16 protein-coding genes and 1 tRNA gene are annotated in these 19661 nt (G+C 36.7%); 14 read left to right on the top strand and 3 right to left on the bottom strand.

From position 1 onward, the window contains the following. Nucleotides 1–4: 4 nt before the first annotated feature. The 10 genes from traJ to ACHRV5_RS11140 all read left to right on the top strand — a co-directional run bounded on the left by traJ (nt 5) and on the right by ACHRV5_RS11140 (nt 7539). Nucleotides 5–1201 (top strand): conjugative transposon protein TraJ, encoded by a 1197-nt coding sequence (gene traJ, locus ACHRV5_RS11095; protein WP_395426791.1) that lies wholly within the window; start codon nt 5–7, stop codon nt 1199–1201. A gap of 31 nt (nt 1202–1232) precedes the next feature. After that, the gene (gene traK, locus ACHRV5_RS11100; RefSeq protein WP_395426792.1) at nt 1233–1841 is read left to right on the top strand and encodes a conjugative transposon protein TraK; all 609 of its coding nucleotides are present in this window, start codon (nt 1233–1235) and stop codon (nt 1839–1841) included. Between the two features lie 13 nt (nt 1842–1854). Continuing rightward, nucleotides 1855–2346 (top strand): hypothetical protein, encoded by a 492-nt coding sequence (locus ACHRV5_RS11105; protein ID WP_395426793.1) that lies wholly within the window; start codon nt 1855–1857, stop codon nt 2344–2346. Between the two features lie 2 nt (nt 2347–2348). Further along, on the top strand, nt 2349–3647 hold the full coding sequence (gene traM / locus ACHRV5_RS11110; protein ID WP_395426794.1) for a conjugative transposon protein TraM: 1299 nt from the start codon (nt 2349–2351) through the stop codon (nt 3645–3647). Nucleotides 3648–3665: 18 nt separating this feature from the next. Next, nucleotides 3666–4511, top strand: coding sequence for a conjugative transposon protein TraN (gene traN / locus ACHRV5_RS11115; RefSeq protein WP_395426795.1), 846 nt, complete (start codon nt 3666–3668; stop codon nt 4509–4511). A gap of 27 nt (nt 4512–4538) precedes the next feature. Then, entirely contained in the window at nt 4539–5342 is an 804-nt protein-coding gene (locus tag ACHRV5_RS11120) for a hypothetical protein (RefSeq protein ID WP_395426796.1), read from the top strand. A gap of 24 nt (nt 5343–5366) precedes the next feature. Further along, a complete protein-coding gene (locus ACHRV5_RS11125; RefSeq protein WP_395426797.1) occupies nt 5367–6422 on the top strand; it encodes a hypothetical protein in 1056 nt (351 codons plus the stop codon). A 13-nt stretch (nt 6423–6435) separates the two neighbouring features. Next, entirely contained in the window at nt 6436–6738 is a 303-nt protein-coding gene (locus ACHRV5_RS11130; RefSeq protein ID WP_395426798.1) for a hypothetical protein, read from the top strand. A 71-nt stretch (nt 6739–6809) separates the two neighbouring features. Further along, nucleotides 6810–7232, top strand: coding sequence for a hypothetical protein (locus tag ACHRV5_RS11135; protein ID WP_395426799.1), 423 nt, complete (start codon nt 6810–6812; stop codon nt 7230–7232). A gap of 22 nt (nt 7233–7254) precedes the next feature. Continuing rightward, nucleotides 7255–7539 carry a helix-turn-helix domain-containing protein gene (locus tag ACHRV5_RS11140; RefSeq protein WP_395426800.1) on the top strand — a complete coding sequence of 95 codons (285 nt, stop codon included), beginning with the start codon at nt 7255–7257 and terminating at the stop codon, nt 7537–7539. Nucleotides 7540–7576: 37 nt separating this feature from the next. On the opposite strand, the gene ACHRV5_RS11145 is transcribed toward ACHRV5_RS11140, so the two are convergent. Both ACHRV5_RS11145 and ACHRV5_RS11150 read right to left on the bottom strand, forming a co-directional pair. Next, entirely contained in the window at nt 7577–8797 is a 1221-nt protein-coding gene (locus tag ACHRV5_RS11145) for a phage integrase SAM-like domain-containing protein (protein WP_395426801.1), read from the bottom strand. A gap of 439 nt (nt 8798–9236) precedes the next feature. Then, nucleotides 9237–9321 (bottom strand) — tRNA-Ser (locus ACHRV5_RS11150). Between the two features lie 317 nt (nt 9322–9638). Here ACHRV5_RS11150 and ACHRV5_RS11155 point away from each other — a divergent pair. Genes ACHRV5_RS11155 through ACHRV5_RS11170 form a run of 4 tightly spaced genes read left to right on the top strand, consistent with a single transcriptional unit; the run spans nt 9639 to nt 16387 of the window. Next, on the top strand, nt 9639–12464 hold the full coding sequence (locus ACHRV5_RS11155; protein ID WP_395426802.1) for a TonB-dependent receptor plug domain-containing protein: 2826 nt from the start codon (nt 9639–9641) through the stop codon (nt 12462–12464). A gap of 19 nt (nt 12465–12483) precedes the next feature. Then, a complete protein-coding gene (locus ACHRV5_RS11160; RefSeq protein WP_395426803.1) occupies nt 12484–13692 on the top strand; it encodes a DUF4876 domain-containing protein in 1209 nt (402 codons plus the stop codon). 10 nt (nt 13693–13702) lie between these two features. Continuing rightward, nucleotides 13703–15214: a DUF6850 family outer membrane beta-barrel protein gene (locus tag ACHRV5_RS11165; protein ID WP_395426804.1), complete on the top strand. Its 1512-nt coding sequence runs from the start codon at nt 13703–13705 to the stop codon at nt 15212–15214. Between the two features lie 30 nt (nt 15215–15244). After that, nucleotides 15245–16387 (top strand): cytochrome-c peroxidase, encoded by a 1143-nt coding sequence (locus ACHRV5_RS11170; RefSeq protein WP_395426805.1) that lies wholly within the window; start codon nt 15245–15247, stop codon nt 16385–16387. Nucleotides 16388–16787: 400 nt separating this feature from the next. Here ACHRV5_RS11170 and ACHRV5_RS11175 read toward each other — a convergent pair whose 3' ends face one another. Next, nucleotides 16788–19502: a S8 family serine peptidase gene (locus ACHRV5_RS11175; protein ID WP_395426806.1), complete on the bottom strand. Its 2715-nt coding sequence runs from the start codon at nt 19500–19502 to the stop codon at nt 16788–16790. Nucleotides 19503–19661: the final 159 nt, after the last annotated feature.

Genomic DNA, 19661 nt, shown 5'->3' on the forward strand with positions numbered 1-19661 from the left:
TATTATGATGAAAATAAATAAGGGGGCATGTTTTGCCATCCTCGGGTTGGTAGTGCCTTTTGGTAGCCATGCACAAGGCATGGCGGATGACATGAACAGTTTGCATAGTGTACTGGAACAACTCTATGATGAGATGATGCCTTTGTGTAGCAATTTGATAGGAGTCGGTCAGGGAATTGCCGGTTTTGGGGCTATTTGGTATATCGCTTCCAGGGTTTGGAGGCATATTGCCAATGCTGAGCCCATAGACTTCTATCCGCTCTTTCGGCCTTTTGTTATCGGTTTCTGTATTATGATCTTTCCTTCGGTGCTTTATATGATTAATGGTGTTATGAAGCCTACTGTCACCGCGACAGCTGCGATGGTTGAAGGATCAAATAAAGCGATTGAAGTATTACTCAGGGAAAAAGAAGAAGCTATCAGGACCACTGATAAATGGCAGATGTATGTAGGTGCAACAGGAAGCGGAGATCAGGATAAATGGTACAAATACACCAATGATGACGCAGACCCAAGCGGCCAGGGAATGCTGGAAGGTATTGGAAACGATATCAAGTTTGCGATGTCTAAGGCTTCTTATAATTTTCGAAATTCAGTAAAAGAGTGGATGAGTGAAGTACTTCGGGTACTATTTGAGGCCGCTTCTCTTTGTATTGACACCCTTAGAACATTCCAGCTTGTTGTGCTTTCCGTCTTAGGCCCACTGGTCTTTGGGATTGCTGTTTTTGATGGTTTCCAACATACCCTTACGGTCTGGCTGGCGCGCTACATTAATATCTATTTATGGCTTCCGGTTGCTAATATATTCGGAAGTATCATTGGAAAGATTCAGGAGAATATGCTGAAAATTGATATTGCGCAGGTGGATGAGTATGGCGACACCCTCTTCTCAAGAACAGATATTGCTTACCTCGTATTTATGATTATTGGAATCATTGGATATTTTACAGTCCCTTCGGTTGCCAATTATATAGTACATGCCGGTGGGGGTGGAGCATTGGGGCAAAAGGTGACCAGTATTTTTAGCAGTTCAGCTACTTCGGCAGTCAATACAGCCTCACAAGGCGCAGGTATGGCGGCAGATGCGATGGGTAATGCAGCAGGACGTATGTCCCAAAGCATGTCAAGTGCTGAGAAAACGACTCCTTATTTTAAGGATAAGGAGAGTTATATGGGCGATAAGTTAAAAGGCAATTCATAACCCTTCAAATAGAACTATCATGTTTAGCAAAATGAAAAATATCGACACGGCTTTTCGTCATGTCCGGGGTTTTACCATGCTCGTGATTGCAGGAAGCATCATAATCTCTTGCTTTGCCCTTTATAAAAGCTTTAGCCTGGTCGCTAAGATGCAGGATAAGGTCTATATACTCGCCAATGGAAAAGCGCTGGAAGCGTATGCTTCGGATAGAAAAGACAATATACCCGTTGAAGCAAGAGACCATGTAAGTACTTTTCATAAGTATTTCTTTAGCCTTGATCCTGACGATAAAGTAATCAAAAGTAATGTTACCAAGGCACTTTACCTTGCTGATGACAGCGCAAAACGTGTTTATGATGATCTAATGGAAAACGGATATTACTCCGGTATTATATCGGGTAATATTAGTCAGACCATACTCATTGACAGCATAACCATTGACATTGATAAATATCCGTATCAGTTTCGATGTTATGCTACTCAAAATATAATACGTACTACCAGTATTGCCCATCGAAATCTAATAACAGAGGGCAATCTTCGCAATGTATCACGAAGTGATAACAATCCGCATGGCTTTTTAATCGAGCGATGGAATACCATTGAGAACCGCGATTTAAGTACCGAAAACAGAAAATAATAAATTCCCGGCTATGAGATTCATTTTAAAGAAAAAAAGCGAAAGTAATAATTTAGGTAAAAGTGCTAAAAACACACTGTGGCAAGCGTTTGATAAAGCTAATCTTAAACTTCAGCATCGATGTGCCAATTGGCTGGAACGTAAGACCTCGCATTTTACACCGCTGCACTGGATGGCAATACTCTTTTGTTTCATTCTAGTTGCAGGCAGTTGCAGTATTTACCTAATGGTAAAGAGTATCACTGGTGATTCCGATAAAAACATTTCGGTAACTCCAATTGTCAAACCTACCAATTTGGCGCCTTTAAAGAAGCCCACTGAATTAAATACAATCCTTAGTAAAACTGAATTTGAAAAGATGATTCGCTTTCGCAGCTATATAGAAAGTATGGAGCGCGATTCCGCTACAAAAGCAACCTATGACAGTATTGTTGCGTATCGTCCGGGGCTTTTGGATAGCCTTAGGCTGATAGAGCATTATTATCAATTACAATTAAAAAAATAATCATGGAACAAACAACGAAATCATTAAAAGAGCTAAAGCAGCGTAGACTGTTACTGGTACTGCCGGTATTGGTGTTACCATTTTTAACGGCGTTATTTTGGTCATTGGGAGGAGGGAAAATGGATGCCGCCAATGTAGAGACACCACAACAGAAAGGTTTTAATATAAAATTGCCAAGTGCTAATCTCAAAGAAGGAATTGCCCTGGATAAGCTTAAGTATTATGACCAGGCGGCACTTGACTCTGCGAAACTGGAGGAACTCATCAAAAAAGACCCCAACTACTTGGACCAATCATTTCCAATTGATCCGACGACTATGGAATCTACTGAATTTAACGATGGAAAAGGCCGATCCGGCTTGAACAGATCGGTTTATCACGATTCGAACGAGAAAAAGGTGCAGCAGAAATTAGAAGCACTGCAAAAAGCCATAAATGCACCTGTTGCCACTCCCACACAAAATAGGGATTTTAACAGGCATACAAAGCCAAATGAAGCTTCAATGCATTCTAATGATGTAGAAAAACTCGAGCAAATGATGCAGTCCATGACTAGCCAAAGCAGTGAGCAGGACCCTGAAATGCAACAGATCAGTGGAATGCTCGAAAGCATATTGGATATCCAGCATCCCGACAGGGTACAAGAAAAATTGAGAAAGGCTTCAGAAGAGCAGCGGGGTCAGGTATTTGCCATAGCCACTAAAGCCAAAGAGGATAATATTTCCTCATTGCAAAACCACCCTGTAAAAACAGCAAATTTCGGTGGGAACTCCAAACACAACGGATTTTACTCTTTTGATCAGACAATAGCTCCTGACGATGTGCAAAATGCGGTCGAAGCAGTTATCCATGAGACACAGACCATTGTAAATGGCGCTGTGGTAAAATTACGTCTGGTTAATGACATCTACATTAATGGCATACAAATTCCAAAAGATAATTTTCTTTTTGGAACGGCGTCCCTCAAAGGAGAGCGACTGGCTATAAAAATCAACAGTGTGAGATACAATAACTCTTTATTTCCGGTGGATCTGTCGGTTTATGACATGGATGGGCTAAGTGGAATTTATATACCCGGGGCTATCAATCGCGATGTAGCGAAAGCATCAGCCGACCGCTCGATGCAAACACTGGGTGTTACGGCATTGGATGATTCATGGGGATCACAAGCAGCCGGAGCCGGTATTGAAGCCGCGAAAAGCCTGCTCAGTAAAAAGGTAAAACTGGTGAAAGTAGTTGTGAAAGCTGGTTATCGGGTGCTGCTTCGCGATGAAAAACAGAAACAAAAAGACTCCAATTAAAAACAAAAAATTAGTATTATGAAAAACTTCAAACTATGGATGATAGGATGTATACTATTTATCACTATCGGTGCTTTTGCGCAACAAACAAGTAAAAATAACCTCTCTAAAATTGAGCCTGATTCGCTACTGATAGCGTATTGGAAGACAACCAACATTGTATTTCCTTTTGCCATTAAAAGTGTAGATAAGGGAAGTCAGGACATACTGGTACAAAAAGCTAAGGGTCTTGAGAACGTTCTTCAGGTAAAGGCTGCCCAAAAGGGGTTTTTCCAAACGAACCTTACGGTTGTTACTGCTGATGGAAAGCTCTATTCTTTTGTGTTGAATTATGATGAGGAGTCACCACAATTAAATCTAAGCCTGAATAAAAGCAGACCCAAAGAACAGGAGATCTATTTTTCAGATGAAGGTTTAAACGATCAGGATGTACAGCAGTATTCTAAATTGGCTTTTTATGATAAAAAGAAAGTGCGATTTGAAAAGGATAGCAAGTACAATATTGCTTTTGAACTTAATGGGATTTTCATTCGTGATGACCTCATGTATTACAGGATAAAGGTAATAAACACTTCAAAGATCAGCTACGATATTGACCAGCTACGTTTTTTTATCCGTGATACTAAAAAAATCAAAAGAACCGCTTCACAGGAAATAGAAATTACACCACTTTATGTTCTTAACAACGAACCTAAGATCGAAGGGGAAGCGGAAAATACTTTTGTGTTTGCCTTACCAAAATTTACAATTCCGGAGAAAAAATACCTTGCTATACAGCTTATGGAAAAAAATGGAGGCAGGCATTTGGAGCTTCATGTGAAAAACACAAAACTGATCAGGGTAAAGGTGTTACCAAAATTATAAACTAATAATTATTTAAAGAAAGTAATCATGAACGAGAAAAATTTCGAATACCTGCGAGATCAGGTAAAGTACACCGGTTTCGGTGAAGGATTAGAAGGGGAGCTGAAGGAAAAAATGCAAAAAGAAGAGCCTACTTTCGTTTTGAATTATACCGCCAAGTATGGTGAAGATACAGCCCAAGCGACTTTAAATTTCAAAAAGTCAAGTGAAAGTGATATGTATTTCTTTAACTCTTATAAAGTTGAACTGCACAAAGAAGATTCGAAAGAAGCTTTGGAACAGACTTTTTATATCAATAAAGGGAGTAATATCACGATGAAGGAAGCCTATAACCTCATGGAAGGAAGAGCAGTCAATAAAGACCTTACCAATAAAGAAGGGGAAGCGTATAACGCATGGTTGCAGCTCGACTTTAAACAAGCAGACACCAATGGTAACTTTAAACTGAACCAGTATCATCAGAATTATGGTTATGATCTTGAAGCAACCCTCTCAAAACACCCTATTAAAGAACTGGAGAATCCTAAGCATAAAGAGGATTTGATGGATTCGATGAAAAAAGGAAACCTGCAATCGGCTACATTTTTAAAAGAAGGCAACGAGATCAAACAATATATCGAAGCCAGCCCGCAGTTCAAGACCATCAATGTATACGATTCTAACCTGAATCGCATTGATAATCGTCATGCAAAGCAGGAGAAAGAATCTCAGGGTGAAGAAGCGTCTATTAAACAGAATAATAAAAAACAGAATCAGAGCGCGGACGACGACGGCCCTGAGGTACCAAAGGAGGCAAAGAGAAAGAGAAAAAGTCAATCCAGTTCTATTTAATAGCTGATAAATAAATCCTAAGTGATGAACCAGCAACTTCCCGATAACAGAGTAGAGATGGAATTAAGCCAATGGCGCTCAAGGGAAGAACGCTTTAGTAAACTTTTTTCTTTTAGTCTTTCAACGAACAGGGCACTTCTTAAAGAGAAGTTGTATCACTACGAGCGCATTGCATCAAAGTATAAGGGAGCTAAGAATGTTGAGGAACGTATTGCTTTACAGCTTTTAAAGCAGGAAAAAGACAAGGTTCTGAAACAACTGTACCCTAATTTATTGGTACGTCTTATCCGTAAGCTGGTGGTTGCACCGCTTTTAAATCAAATTGCAGTACGTAAGGATGAAAAAGAAGAGGATAAAAACAACCAATCGCTGCAGGAACAGGTGCAGCGTGTTGGTTTTCCTGATTTATCAGAGATTATAAACCAAAAGATTAAACAGGGATACGAGCAGTTTAGTATACCGGTATCGTATTACATTAATGAAAAAGAAAGGCTTCACCACGAATTGTCTTTTGGGAAAAATGAAATGGGGCAGTACCAATTTGAAGGCTACAAAACTACTTTACACAATGAACTAAAACCGGGGGAAAGCAGAGAACAGTACTTCAAAATGCAGGAAGGAAACCCTGTCACGACACTACAGGCTTATAATCTGCTTGCAGGCAGAGCAATCCAAAAAGAAGGAACCTGGATTCAGCTGGATCTTAATGACAGGGATTCCAATGGTAATCACCGGATTAAAGAATTTCATTCCGGGTATGGGTATGATCTTCAAAAAGCACTCGGGCAACTGCCATTAAAGGAACTCTCAAATAAAACAGAAACGGAAAAAGTACTGGATAGTTTAAAACAAGGCAACAGGCAAGCTGTAATCTTAACAAAAAATGGAAATGACCATCGATTTTATATTGAAGCCAATCCACAATTTAAGTCTTTGACTATTTATGATGAGAACTCCAAAAAGATCAGTTTTTCTGGGGCTTTAGGTAATAAAACAATAGAAAAAGTAGGGCAGATGCAGAAAATAAATGAAACCCAGCAAGAGAATCAAACTAAGGGTACAGGAATGAAAGTAAGCTAAAAAGTATTCAACAATGGAAACCTTAAAACCTTTATCAGACTTCTTTGAAGCCATTAAGAAGGATCAGCGGATCAGCATTACCCATATTGGGATGTATGCCGCTCTGCTTCAGTTCAGGGCAGATAAGGGCTTTATAAATCCTATTCAGGTATACAGGTCTGAAATTATTGCCATTGCTAAGATCTACTCTCCCAAGACCTATCATAAGTGTATACGTCAATTGAATGAGTATGGATACATTAAATACGAGCCAAGCCGCAATAGAAAAAGGGGAAGCAAAGTCTATTTTGTTTTGCCTACAGAAGTGAATGAATGACCTAACGGCATATGATTATTTTAGTTATATGCCGTCATTTAAGAAAAATCACGTGACTAAAATCTATTTCTATGACAGTTAATAATGAGCGTAATACATTTATTTCAACCGAAGAACTTCCGCATATAGTGGCAACACTTTGCAGGAAAGTCAAGCGATTGGAAAGAAATATTAGTAAAGGCCGAACCAATGGAAAGTCCAGAGCGTCTTGCGGAACTACTCTTAATAAATCCGAACTGGCGCAGCTATTTTTTATTCTTATGGATGAGGATATTCTGATTTTTGATGAGCATGATAAAAATAGAAACAGAGGTATGCTTCAATGTTTTATAGAAAGACATTTTACCTATCGTGGAGATAAGGGGCTTCAAACACCAATTAGCAAAATAAGTAAAGAATTTTCTGAAGCAAAGGGGTTTACCTATCGTGAAAAACATATGCTCTTTCTGGATAAGATGATAAGTCTATTACAGCAAAGAAAACAGAGGAGGTAAAGAAATCTTTAATTCGAGATATATGGAAAAGGATAAAACACACTATAAGTCTAAGCTTCTGACTGCATTTAAAAATCTTTTGGACCCACTATATTCAAAATTGGAAAGAATGGATGTAATTCTTTTAAAGCAGAATCTAAAACCAAAATATTACAGAAATGATGATCTCAAAACCATATTTGGATTATCGAGTAATACAATTATTAAGTACCGGCAAACCGGAATACTTCCATATACGAAGCTTGGGGATATATTTCTTTATGATGCTAGGAAGATTGATAAAATTCTTGAAGAGAATGAAAATTAAAATGGATTCCTAAAATAGGAATCCATTTTAATTTGAGCTACTTGTAGCGTTCCATAACTTTTAGCATATCATCCATAACATTTTGATCTAAGACCTTTGCGTAGTGCTGGGTCTGTTTAATGTTAGTATGACCCATCATAGCTGAGACGTTCTCAATTCTAACACCATTCCCTAATGTAACCGTAGTAGCGAAGGTATGACGGGCAACATACCAGGTTAGATGTTTATCAATACCACAGATATCTGCTATTTCTTTTAAATAGGCATTCATTTTTTGGTTTGATATCCGTGGAATAAGCCCCTCTTGTTTTCCGTCATATTTTTTTATGATATGCAGAGTAGGAGGCAGTACCGGAACATTTGCTCTGATGGAAGTCTTTGCTCTATTGGTCATAAGCCATGTTTGCCCATTATTTGCTGTAGAGATGTTATCATGTGTTAAATTGGAGGCATCTACTGGAGCATAACCAGTATAGCAACTAAACAAAAAAATATCTCTCACTTTATCCAGTCTTTCTATTGAGATTTTCTTGCTTTCAATACGATTAAGTTCCTCCTGACTTAAAAAGACAGCATCTTTTACATTTAAACGACCTTGGTATATATTAAAAGGATTTTTTTCAAGCAGGTCGAGTTTAATACAGTGATTACAGGCCGTTTTATAGTTTTTAATATATTTTACAACTGAATTATTCTTAATCCCTTTACGTCCCTTAAATGTGCTCTCGTAGGTGAGGTATTCTTCAAGATTGTGTACGAATGCACTGTTAATCTCAGTCGAATCAATATCATTTATTCGGTATTGTTTTTTCATGAAGTTATTGAGAAGATCTTTTGCTCTCTCATATTTCTGTAAAGATGCGGCAGCGCGATCACCGGCATCTACCTTCTTTTTGAAATAGGTATTATGCCTTTCCATAACTTCAAGTATGGTTATAGCCTCTTTTTTAGTTTTGGCCTTACCGCTTAGTTCTTTCTTAAGCAAGAAAAGCGATACATCAGGATCAATTTTGAAAAGCTCATTAAATTTCTTTTCAATTGCAAGCTGAAAGTTATCCAGTCCATGTTTAATTACTTTTTCTTTTTCAAGTTTAAGGACATTTCTAAGTTTATTGGTCTGACTCCATCTATCCAAACTAATAGACTTTCCACTTGATACTGCTACTTCTTTAGCCATGTAGTTAATACGTGCGAAGATTGGAGCTTCTCCGTTCTTGTTGGCTTTTTGTGCTTTGATGTAGAAAATTACTTTTAACATAACTCATTGTTTTTTCTAATTAATAAAATTGATTAAAAACTATGAGAGTCTTCTTTGTTTTCTGGGAATTCCGCGGGAATTCCTAGAATTTAGTGTACCTATTTTGTCAAAAAAAGGCTTGAAAAAAGTAGGTACACCTATAGGTACACTGTACTATGACATTTAATGTGTTCTTTGACATAGTAACACAAATGAAAAAAGCCTTTAAATACTAGGTATCTAAAGGCTTTTGATGTTTAAAGTTTCTTTTGAAACTTCATGTGGCGGAGGAAGAGGCTCCGTTTCCTTTATAATTTTCCCAGTAAATACGGGCATTTCGCGTTATGTTTAAGAACAGGTACACTTATAGGTCCACTAATGTCTAAAAATAAAAAAACCTTTAAATCGTGAGATCTAAAGGTTTCTGTTCTGTGGAAGTTTCTTTCGAAGCTTCATTCAGCGGAGAAAGAGGGATTCGAACCCCCGGACCTGTTACAGTCAACAGTTTTCAAGACTGCCGCATTCGACCGCTCTGCCATTTCTCCAGTATGTTGCTATCATTTGCCGATTGCGAGTGCAAATATAAGACGCTTTTTCGATTATAAAAACTTTTTTTGAACCAATTATTTAGAATAACTGCATTTTATTATTACTTGGATTCCTTATATATTGGTTTGCTGTGATCTAGCGCTAAACGGAACAACTTTTATATCTCATAATAGTATTTTTGGGACAATGTATAAAGCAATAACAGGTAATTTTACATTTTATTATTTTTAATTAGTCTAAATTAGGTTATATTTGCAACTTTTAATCGCCTTTCTGTTATATATTTTATAGCTGCCGCCACAAATACAATGCAATGACTTCTTATAATAGTCTCACAATACCACTTAGTAAAAGGATTAAAATCATCATTCTTTTAGCACTCTTCTTAGTTTCTAATATAGCTTTTACTCAAAATATTGATAAAGTAACTCCTCAGCTTATTGTTAAGGATGCGGAAAGTAAATTACCTATAAAAGGAGTTCTGGTAACTGTGGAAGGAGTATTTCAGCAATATGAGATACAGTCAGACTATTATGGTATTGTTTTTCTAAAATCCATTCCAAATGGTAAATTCAAGATAAAACTATCTCATAAAGGCTATGAAGTTCTTGAAAAAACACTGGAACTTACAACGGGTCAGCATCTGACCTTGGAATTAATCCCTTTAAGTATTGAGTTAAACGAAGTCGTTATTACAGCAGTCGAATCACGCGGTATGACCAGTACTTCCATCATTGACAAAAAAGCAATGCAGCATTTGCAACCGTCAAGTTTTACAGATTTATTGGAATTGTTACCTGGTGGACGATCAAAGGATCCTGTATTTAATGCTTCAAATCATATCAAATTGAGAGAAGTTGGAACAGCCGATTCTAATTATGATATTTCCTCTCTCGGAACTTCTTTTGTAGTTGACGGAATTCCCATTAACACAGATTCGAACTTGCAATTTACAACCGGACCTACCGTGCAGATTACACCAGGTTCCGGTTATGCCAATACGCGCAGAAATATAACATCAAAAGGAGTAGATATGCGTTCTATTTCGACAGATCAAATTGAGAAAGTAGAAATTGTGAGAGGGATTCCTTCTGTGGAATATGGTGATTTAACGAGCGGACTTATTAAAATTCAACGAAAAAGAGGCCGTAGTAATTGGGAATCAAGGTTTAAAGCAGACGAATTCAGTAAATTATATTATGTTGGAAAAGGTTTTGAATCGCAAGAAAAACGATTCGTTTTAAATGTTGGTCTTGATTATTTAGATGCAAAACCGGATCCGAGAAATAGTTTTGAGAATTACAAAAGAATCACAACATCAATTCGGACACAAAAAACATGGGAGAACGATTCTCAGTTGTTTCAATGGGATTCGAGTTTAGATTACAGCGGTTCAATGGATAATGAAAAAACCGATCCGGATATTGGTTATGCAAAAGTAGACCGCTATAGTTCAGATTTTAATCGGTTTTCGTTTGCGAATTCTTTGGATATAAATTTCAAAACATCGCGTTTCTTGAAATCGATTCATACCTCCGCATCGGTTGGGCAGCAATTTGATAAGATTAGACAAACCAAGTGGGTACAGGTTTCTAGTGCAACTGCAATTCCGAATAACACTGAACAAGGAGAGTCGGATGGTATTTTTTTAACGCCGCAGTACATTTCAAATCTTGAAGTAGACGGAAAACCATTCGACGCTTTTTTAAAAGTAATGGGTGATTTTGAAATTCCTTTATTTGGAATACAACAGACTTTAAAAATGGGTTCAGAATGGACGTATGCTAAAAATAACGGGAAAGGCCAGGTTTATGATACCAATCATCCGCCATCGCCCGAAATGACAACACGTCCAAGATCTTACAAAGATATTCCGGCAAGCACAGATATTTCTTTTTTTGCGGAAGATGCCGTTAAAATTCCGATTGCAGCTCATGAGTTGAATGTTGCGGCAGGGGTTAGGGCTACGTCATTATTAAATATATCATCCGCTTATGCGATTCAAGGTAAGTATTATTTTGATCCGCGAATTAATGCACAATGGGTATTTCCGTCTTTCAAAATTGGAAATCGGGCTCTGAGAGCTGAATTAACTGCCGGAATCGGACAGTATACTAAATTTCCAACTTTGGCTCAGCTTTATCCTGATTTTGTTTATAATGATTTAGTACAATTGAACTATTATCATAATACACCCGAATACAGGAGAATCAATTTAATGACTTATAAAACGTCTGCTGTTAATTACGATTTGGCGCCGGCGGTGAATAAAAAATGGGAGGTTAGGGCTGATTTTTCGTATGACAATAATCGATTTTCAGCTACTTTTTTTAAGGAAAACTTAAACTCCGGATTCCGAAACAGCTCCCGATATCAGGCTCTTTCATATAAAAAATACGATAGTAGTTCTATTGATCCAAATACATTAACCTCACAGCCTGATCTTGCTCAAATGAGTTTCGTGATGGATACTTTATTAACAGCCTACAACAGTACTAATAATGGTAGTAAGTTGCTGAAGAGTGGGGTTGAGTTTCAATTTTCGTCAAAACGTTTTACTTCGATTAATACAAGATTTACCGTAAATGGTGCCTGGTTTAAAACGACTTACACCAATAGCAGCCCTGTTTATAAAAGCGGCCAGAAAGAGATCATTATCGACGGAAAGAGACTTCCTTACATAGGTCTTTATCAATGGGATGACGGTTCTGAAAAACAACAGTTAAATGCAAACTTGATTGTTGATACCTATGTTCCTTCACTGGGGCTGGAGTTTTCGAGTTCCTTTCAATTTATGTGTTTTAGAAGTGATCAGGCTTTACCAATGAACGGGACTCCTGTTGCTTATATTGATCCTTCCGGAAAACAGCATCCTTATCTCGAGGGGGATAAATCAGATCCGATTTTACAATGGCTGGATATCAAATACAATGATGCCTTATTTCAAAAAAGAACTATTCCCATGTCGATGAATATGAACCTGAAAGTCTCGAAAGATTTTTATAAGAGAATTAGAATTTCCATGTTCGTTAACCGACTTTTCAGCTACTATCAAAATTATGAAATCAATGGTCAGAAGATAGAGCGAAGAGGACTTACGTCTCCTTATTTCGGAATGGAATTAAACTTGAATTTTTAACAACAAACAATAAACAATCATGAAAATTAAATTACTCCCCGTTTATCTAACAATAGCCGTAATGGCCCTATTACAATCCTGTTCAAAAGAGGATGATACTTATAGCGATAAACAAACCAATATAGCTTTAACGCTTGTTAATCCTGAGGATTTAAGCGGTGTTTCATTTTCTGATCTTTCGATTTCTTTTAAAGAATTGAATACCGGTAAAGTAACTCAAAGCACTTCATTTGTCAATAATAAACTTGCTATCACATTGAGTGAAGGGTCTTATGAAATTGCTGTTGATGGAAAAATTCGTTACGCGGCGGACGGAAGTACTGCCGAAGCTTCTGTTAGCGGTTACAATAAATCGGTTGTTATTACCGGTCAGACAGCGGCGGTTTCTTTAAATCTTTTCTTGAAAACAACACAATCTGATTTTATCATCGAAGAAGTATTTTTTACAGGAACCAAAACTCCTGAAGGGAAACAATATTGGGGAGACAAATACTTTAAGATTTACAACAATACAGACAAAGTATTATACGCCGATGGATTAATGATTGCACAGTCAGAATTTATGACGACTGACAAACAAGCTTATACTCCAAATATTATGGCACAGTCATTTGCGGCATCCAATATTGCTATTGTTCCGGGTAAGGGGACAACTTATCCAATTGCTCCGGGTGAATTTTTTATTATTGCTGAAGATGCGATCAATCATAAAGAATACAATTCAGCTTCGATTGATATGAGAACTGCTGCTTTCGAGTTTTATACAGAAGATGCAGATGATGTAGATAATCCGGCTGTTCCAAATATGGAGAATTTATTCTCTTCAATGGTTATTCATAACAGAGGTTTTAAAAGTTTTGTGATCGCGCGTTTACCCATAACTAAAGACGCTTTTCTGGCTAATAATACGTACGACTATGAGTATAATTTGGTAATTGGTGGTGAAAGTTATCCAATGGGAGAGAGCGTTTATTCGATACCAAATACCTGGATTATCGATGCTGTAAATTTAAGTGTTCAATCAGAATTTCAATGGATTGTTACTGCTCCGACTTTAGATATGGGATGGACCTATTGCGGAAAAGTTGATGCAGACCAAAGCCGTTATGGTAAAAGTGTTCGTCGTAAAGTGCTTTCAAGCGCTTCAAACGGAAAAAAAATATTGAAGGATACCAATAATTCTACCTTAGATTTTAGTCCTGAGGTTAAACCTTCTTTAATGAATTAATACAATAATCATGAGTTTTCGTTCCCTTTTTCTATTTGTTCTTTTTGGTTCAGGTATTATGTACGCGCAAGACAGCACTTCGGTACTGATTCGTATTCGTGAAAATTTAGCTCCCCCAAGCAATTTTTCGAATGCATTTTCCAGTAATCCGGCAAACCAACAATTTGCATACCGATATTCTTTGTCTGAATTCGGTGCTAGTTATAGCACGGCCTCTCAGCAAACCAATTTAGAACAGTTAGGAAATGGTATTCGTCAGTTTCTTATTAAGGCACAATCGTATTATAAGATTGATTCTGAAAACACCGTTTTTGGAAATGCTTCCTATAAGAATGGCCGACGTAAAAATGTCCAATGGAACGAAAGCTCAGATTATCAAATCATATATCCTTATGTAACGGCCGATTCTATTGGAGGGGATCTTTCGTATGAAGAATATTCTTTTAAAGGAGGTTATGCTAAAGCTTTCCGAAAAATGACTCTTGGAATTGCAGCAGAATACCGCGCCTTATTGGAATACCGTGATATCGATCCCAGACCCAAAAACACAGTTTCGGATCTAAAAGTAGCGGCCGGAATTTTAGGAAATATTGGAGATCATTATGCGATTGGAACGTCCTTTAATGTCCAAAAATACACGCAGTCTAATAATTTGAAATTCTTTAGCGAGTTAGGTGCTCCGGCAGTATATCATATGACCGGGCTTGGCGTATACAATAATTTGCTTACGGGAAATAAATTGAGTTCTTTTTATGATGGAAAGGGATATGGAGCAAATGTACAGTTCTTCCCGAAAGATCGAAATGGTTTTGCGCTATCAATAGGATACAATCATTTTGATTATGAGAAGATAATGACCGAATTTCAAAATCTCATTGCATCAGGTATTGCAGAGCAGCGTTTTGAAGGAGAAGCTTCTTATTTGAAAAAAACAGAAGAGCAGGTTTGGGGTGCAAAAATTGGTGTTTCGTATACAGATCGTGCAGGAACAGAAAATATATTTGACAACCAAACCACAACATCCTATGTCAAAATATCGGAATATACGAAATATACAAATGAAGTTGCATCGGTTGTGTTTTCGGGATTGTATTATGTTCCGAATCCTGAAGTATCATGGTCTGTTGCACCAAGTTTTAATTTGAAAAATACGGCAGAAAAATACATCGATCCGCTCAGAACTATCGATATTCAGCAAGCTATAGGTAAATTGGATTTTTCAATATCAAAACTTTTAGCACAATCTCTAATCAGTGTATCAACTTCCCTGGAATACAGTTGGGCTTTGGATGCAAAAATGAAATTAACGGATCGCACAAAAACAAATCAGATTTTTGAAATGCTGGATCATAATTTCGCTTATTTATCGGCTGCTTACACCAAAATAAACGGTACAGTACGATGGGATTATAAATATCAGGCAGATCTTAACTTTTTTATCAAAGCAGATCTGGATTATTATAATTATTCTAAAAACATAAACAATACTTATGGTCAAATGTCATTGGGTTTGACATTTTAACCGGTAGTTCAAATTTTCTATTACTTTATAATGAAGTCTATTTCACTAAAACTATTTTTTTTTATTTTCTCTATTGGTATTGTGTACTCGCTCTTGAGTTTCGGTGTCAGACTTAGTGAAACAATTACAAGTTCGAGCTGGCGTGAACTGTATAGTAAACCGGTAAAGGAATGGCCAAAACCAAATGTAGACAAGGATGTTCTTTGGCAAGAATTTGAATCGCTGGCGATTGATACCAATTATTACGAAACCAGAGACGATCCTAAAGTTGTTTTAGGTCAGATGCTTTTTTTTGATCCAAAACTCTCCGGTTCCAATCAAATTTCCTGTAGTAGTTGTCATGATCCTGAGTTAGCTTGGGGTGATGCAAGAGAAGTATCACTTGGTAATGATCATTTGCGAGGGAAAAGAAATACGCCTTCTTTGTACAACATTGGAGCCAGAAAATCTTTCTTTTGGGATGGTAGGGCTACGACTTTAGAAGAGCAGGCGCAAGGCCCGATTACAGCCCATCATGAGATGAATATGGAATCTAAAAGTCTGGCTAAAAAGCTGGCAAAAGTTAAGGGTTATGCTGTTTTATTTCAAAAGGCTTACGGCAGTAGTACGATTACCTACGACAAAATTCTGCATGCATTGGCCGATTTTCAAAAAACAATACAAAGTAAAAGAAGCCGTTTTGATGCTTTTATAGATGGCGACTACAGTCAGTTATCGGATCAGGAAATCGAGGGACTACATCTTTTTCGTACCAAGGCACGTTGTATGAATTGTCATTCGGGGAAATATTTTACGGATGAATCCTTTCATAATATTGGACTTACGTATTACAAAAGGGAATATGAAGATTTAGGACTCTTTACTATTACCAAAAAAGCGGAAGATGTTGGGAAATTCAGAACCCCTTCTCTGCGTGATGTCATGTATACGGGCCCGTGGATGCATAACGGTTTGTTTGATAATATCACGGGAGTTGTAAATATGTACAATAGCGGAATGCACATGATTGATCCCGACGAAAATGAAAAAGCTGCAGATCCTTTTTTCCCAAAAACCGATGTGTTGATGCAGCCCCTGAATCTGACGGATGATGAAATCGTTTCCCTGGTTTCGTTTATTAAAACTTTATCAGGCAGACAATACAAAATGGAACGTCCGGAAATACCGAGATAAAGAAATAGATTAAAAAGGTATGGTTTTTTTTCACGCAGATTTGGCAGATTGAGCAGACTTTTTTTAGTCTTGTTTTTTGCAAAATCCGCCAAATCTGCTGAATCTGCGTGCTATTTTATTTTAGCATTATTTACAAGCCTATGAGCAAAGAAAGCCACAGATTAAAGTATTAAAATGATTTACAAAATCTGTGTAAATCCTTTTAATCAGTGGCAAAAAATAATTCGTGCCAATTGGTGAAATTCGTGGCAAAATGATGAAGAAGGTTGTGAAAAAGAGGGGTCTAAACAACTTGTTTTTAATAACTTAAAAAGAGTTAGATAGAATTAAATGGCTTTTTTTTCTTTGGACTGGGGAATATTGGTGTTTGATTTTCCTAAAAAACATATTTTAGAATAGCTTAAAAAACGGCAATTTTACCTGTCTGTGTTTGGCCTAAACTGGTTACTATTTTGTAGATATAAATTCCTGAAGCCGTATTTTTCAGATTGAAGCTATTGGTTTTAGAAAGCAATGAGGAAGTAAAAGTGTTTTGCCCACTCATATTGTACAAATAAAAAGTAGCGGTTTCCTCTTTTTTGGCTTCAATATTTAATTCTTCATTTTTTCTTAGCAGTGTGGGGTGGACAAAAAACGAATCATTGCCTAAATAATTAGTATCAAGAATTAGGGAACTTATTACCGTATTGTTTTCTAAAATTATATTTATTTTATACTTATTGCTGCCTTTTATTGGAGCATCATCTAAAAAAGAGAATGTTTTCGAGTTGATATCATCTAGTGTACTAATAATACTTTCGACAGTATTATTTAGTTTTACCAACTCTATTCTTTTGATATTGTACAAACTAAAAAGACTGGCACTAACTTTAACTTTGTCCTCTTCAAATACTTCCGCCAAACTCAATTCAAAATAACAATTGGAGTTTTTAGCATACTGTAGGGTTGACTCACTTTTTATTCCTTCGCTATTGTCAAATACAGGAATAATGGTGTGGATTTTTTCATCTGTATAAACATAACTGGTTTTTGTTGTTTGTTCTTTAAATTCCAAATGATCACCTGCCAGTTGGTAAATATTAAATGTAGCAACATTGGCAGGTTTGTCCCAATTAATTTCGGTTGTGCCATCACAAACCAGACTGGTACTGATATTTAAATCATAAGAGATTGTAAAGTTATCCGAAATGTAGTCGGTAGTGTTAATGGTCATTTTTAATTTTGCTTTAGAAAATTTTTGCTCTGTTGGAGTAAAAGTAAATTGTTCACTATCCAGATTTATACCATTTGCGATTATTTCCCAAGTCTGTCCATTATCGTAACTAATTGACAATTGACCAAGATTACCGGAAAAAGACGAATTCCATTTGAAAGGGGAAATAGTTTTTCCATCGTAAGGAAAATTATCATTGTTGACAGGGTAATTCCATTCAAATTGATTTTGTAATTCATATTCGTAGGCAATGCTATAATCCTGAGACGCATTTGAAATGTATGCACCATTAACAGTAATAGTGTAGGAGCCTGCTGCGGGGTTTTCAACAGTCACTTGTTCTACGTTATTTAGTTTGTCTTTTCCTCTTGTAGCGAGTTGTTGAGGAGCATCGGGATTAAGAATCCAGGGTAAAAAAGTAGTGTTGTCGGCCGAAATAACTGCCAGGTCTAAATCGTTTACCAAACTGATGTTAGTATTGATGGAAGCTGCCAAATCGTTCCAGACTACTGTGATTTTTAAGTTTTTTGCATTTAACGGAAGCGTAACAGTATGCGAATTGGTCTGACCCGATGTCAAATTCCCTGAAATAATTCTATTTTCGCTGATCGTTTTAAGACATTTATCAGCGTTGATATTGCCGTAACCATAGGTAAAATCCGGACCAATGTTGCCTAAATCTTTTGCACTGTTAATTAAGATTGCTTTTGTTAGTGTATTTGTCAGAGCGGTATTGTTTATGGTTTTATAATGTTGCTTCATAAGCGTAATAATTCCTGTCACCACTGCTGTTGAATTTGAAGTTCCTTGTGTGCTAAAGGCTACGAGTTCCGGTTTTATTCGGCCATCATAAGCCGGGCCTTTTGACGAGAACGACATAACTACCTCGTTTTGATCAATACACCCCAACAGGATACTATTTTTGGATTGCTTGAAATTACCCGTAATAGATTTATACCCTTCGAGCCCACTATTGCCGGAGGAAAAACAATGTGTCAAATCAGTATTTGCGAATAATTGAGCGTCATAAGCATTAGCGAGTGAACCATAAAAATTCTCAATCACGGTACCATACGAGTGATTTTGAGTGGTAACGCCTTGTAAAGTAGCTACTTCATCAGGATAGATATTCAAAAAATCAGACGATTGTATCTTCGCTTTTTGAGCGACTCCTTTTCCTAAGGCAGAACTATTTCCCAATCCCGAAACGATAGTGGCCATGGCAGTTGCGTGGCTTGATATCGTAGCAGATTGTGTTGAGGAAGGAACATGTTTACTTAACAGATCAACATCATTTACATCAAAAAAATCATCTTTGATCCCTACAATTTGATTTTCGCCAGTTAATAGAGGAAAATTAGTATTGGCTTTATTGATAGAATTGATGCTGAAATTTTGATCTGTTATTTTAGATTCGCCTTTTGGTTGTAACGATTCTTGCGAAATGGAAGACACGCTGTTTAAATCAATGATCTCTTCAATAATTTTTTTGGAATCACTTTTTATGATGACCAGATTGTTATCCAGTATTTTGACATCAGAAATATGCATTGATTTCAAATCGGCAAGTAGTGATTCGATGGTATCAGTCGCTATAATGTACGGTTTGTCTTTTTTATGATTTGAAAAATTGGAAGGCAATTTCCATAAATTAGTGACTGGAAGTGTTTTTTTTAAAGACGGATTAGATTTTAAATTTTCATTTTCAACAATACAAAAAGCGCTATCCAGTTTTTTTACAATCTTGTATTTGTTCTGCTGTGCATTTTCTAAAGTTGTAAAGTAATATTTCTCAAATTTTATTTCCTTTTCTTTTTTGATGTAGTGTTTCCATTTCTCAGGACTTTGAGCGAAACAAATTGTTGTTATCATAAAAAGGAGGAAGGTAATTTGTGTCTTCATTTACTGTAGTTGTTTGGGGAGTTTTAGTCATTTTTATACATGTTAGACAAAAAATCGACTAGTGTGACCGCTCATCACCTTTTAATTTAGATAAAGCAAAAATAAAATTGGTTCTTAATGATTTCTATTTGAAATGTTTATCTCTTGTTGATAAGTCAA

The sequence above is a fragment of the Flavobacterium sp. FlaQc-52 genome (genome assembly GCF_044007495.1).
GTDB classification, from domain to species: domain Bacteria; phylum Bacteroidota; class Bacteroidia; order Flavobacteriales; family Flavobacteriaceae; genus Flavobacterium; species Flavobacterium cupriresistens.

Excerpts from the sequence above, each read along its gene's own strand:
- traK (WP_395426792.1), top strand. The coding sequence starts at position 1,233 with ATGAAAAATATCGACACGGCTTTTCGTCATGTCCGGGGTTTTACCATG.
- ACHRV5_RS11170 (WP_395426805.1), top strand. The coding sequence starts at position 15,245 with ATGAAGTCTATTTCACTAAAACTATTTTTTTTTATTTTCTCTATTGGT.
- ACHRV5_RS11135 (WP_395426799.1), top strand. The coding sequence starts at position 6,810 with ATGACAGTTAATAATGAGCGTAATACATTTATTTCAACCGAAGAACTT.
- ACHRV5_RS11165 (WP_395426804.1), top strand. The coding sequence starts at position 13,703 with ATGAGTTTTCGTTCCCTTTTTCTATTTGTTCTTTTTGGTTCAGGTATT.
- traJ (WP_395426791.1), top strand. The coding sequence starts at position 5 with ATGATGAAAATAAATAAGGGGGCATGTTTTGCCATCCTCGGGTTGGTA.
- ACHRV5_RS11105 (WP_395426793.1), top strand. The coding sequence starts at position 1,855 with ATGAGATTCATTTTAAAGAAAAAAAGCGAAAGTAATAATTTAGGTAAA.
- ACHRV5_RS11155 (WP_395426802.1), top strand. The coding sequence starts at position 9,639 with ATGACTTCTTATAATAGTCTCACAATACCACTTAGTAAAAGGATTAAA.
- ACHRV5_RS11175 (WP_395426806.1), bottom strand. The coding sequence starts at position 19,502 with ATGAAGACACAAATTACCTTCCTCCTTTTTATGATAACAACAATTTGT.
- ACHRV5_RS11145 (WP_395426801.1), bottom strand. The coding sequence starts at position 8,797 with ATGTTAAAAGTAATTTTCTACATCAAAGCACAAAAAGCCAACAAGAAC.
- ACHRV5_RS11130 (WP_395426798.1), top strand. The coding sequence starts at position 6,436 with ATGGAAACCTTAAAACCTTTATCAGACTTCTTTGAAGCCATTAAGAAG.
- ACHRV5_RS11140 (WP_395426800.1), top strand. The coding sequence starts at position 7,255 with ATGGAAAAGGATAAAACACACTATAAGTCTAAGCTTCTGACTGCATTT.
- ACHRV5_RS11160 (WP_395426803.1), top strand. The coding sequence starts at position 12,484 with ATGAAAATTAAATTACTCCCCGTTTATCTAACAATAGCCGTAATGGCC.
- ACHRV5_RS11125 (WP_395426797.1), top strand. The coding sequence starts at position 5,367 with ATGAACCAGCAACTTCCCGATAACAGAGTAGAGATGGAATTAAGCCAA.
- traM (WP_395426794.1), top strand. The coding sequence starts at position 2,349 with ATGGAACAAACAACGAAATCATTAAAAGAGCTAAAGCAGCGTAGACTG.
- traN (WP_395426795.1), top strand. The coding sequence starts at position 3,666 with ATGAAAAACTTCAAACTATGGATGATAGGATGTATACTATTTATCACT.
- ACHRV5_RS11120 (WP_395426796.1), top strand. The coding sequence starts at position 4,539 with ATGAACGAGAAAAATTTCGAATACCTGCGAGATCAGGTAAAGTACACC.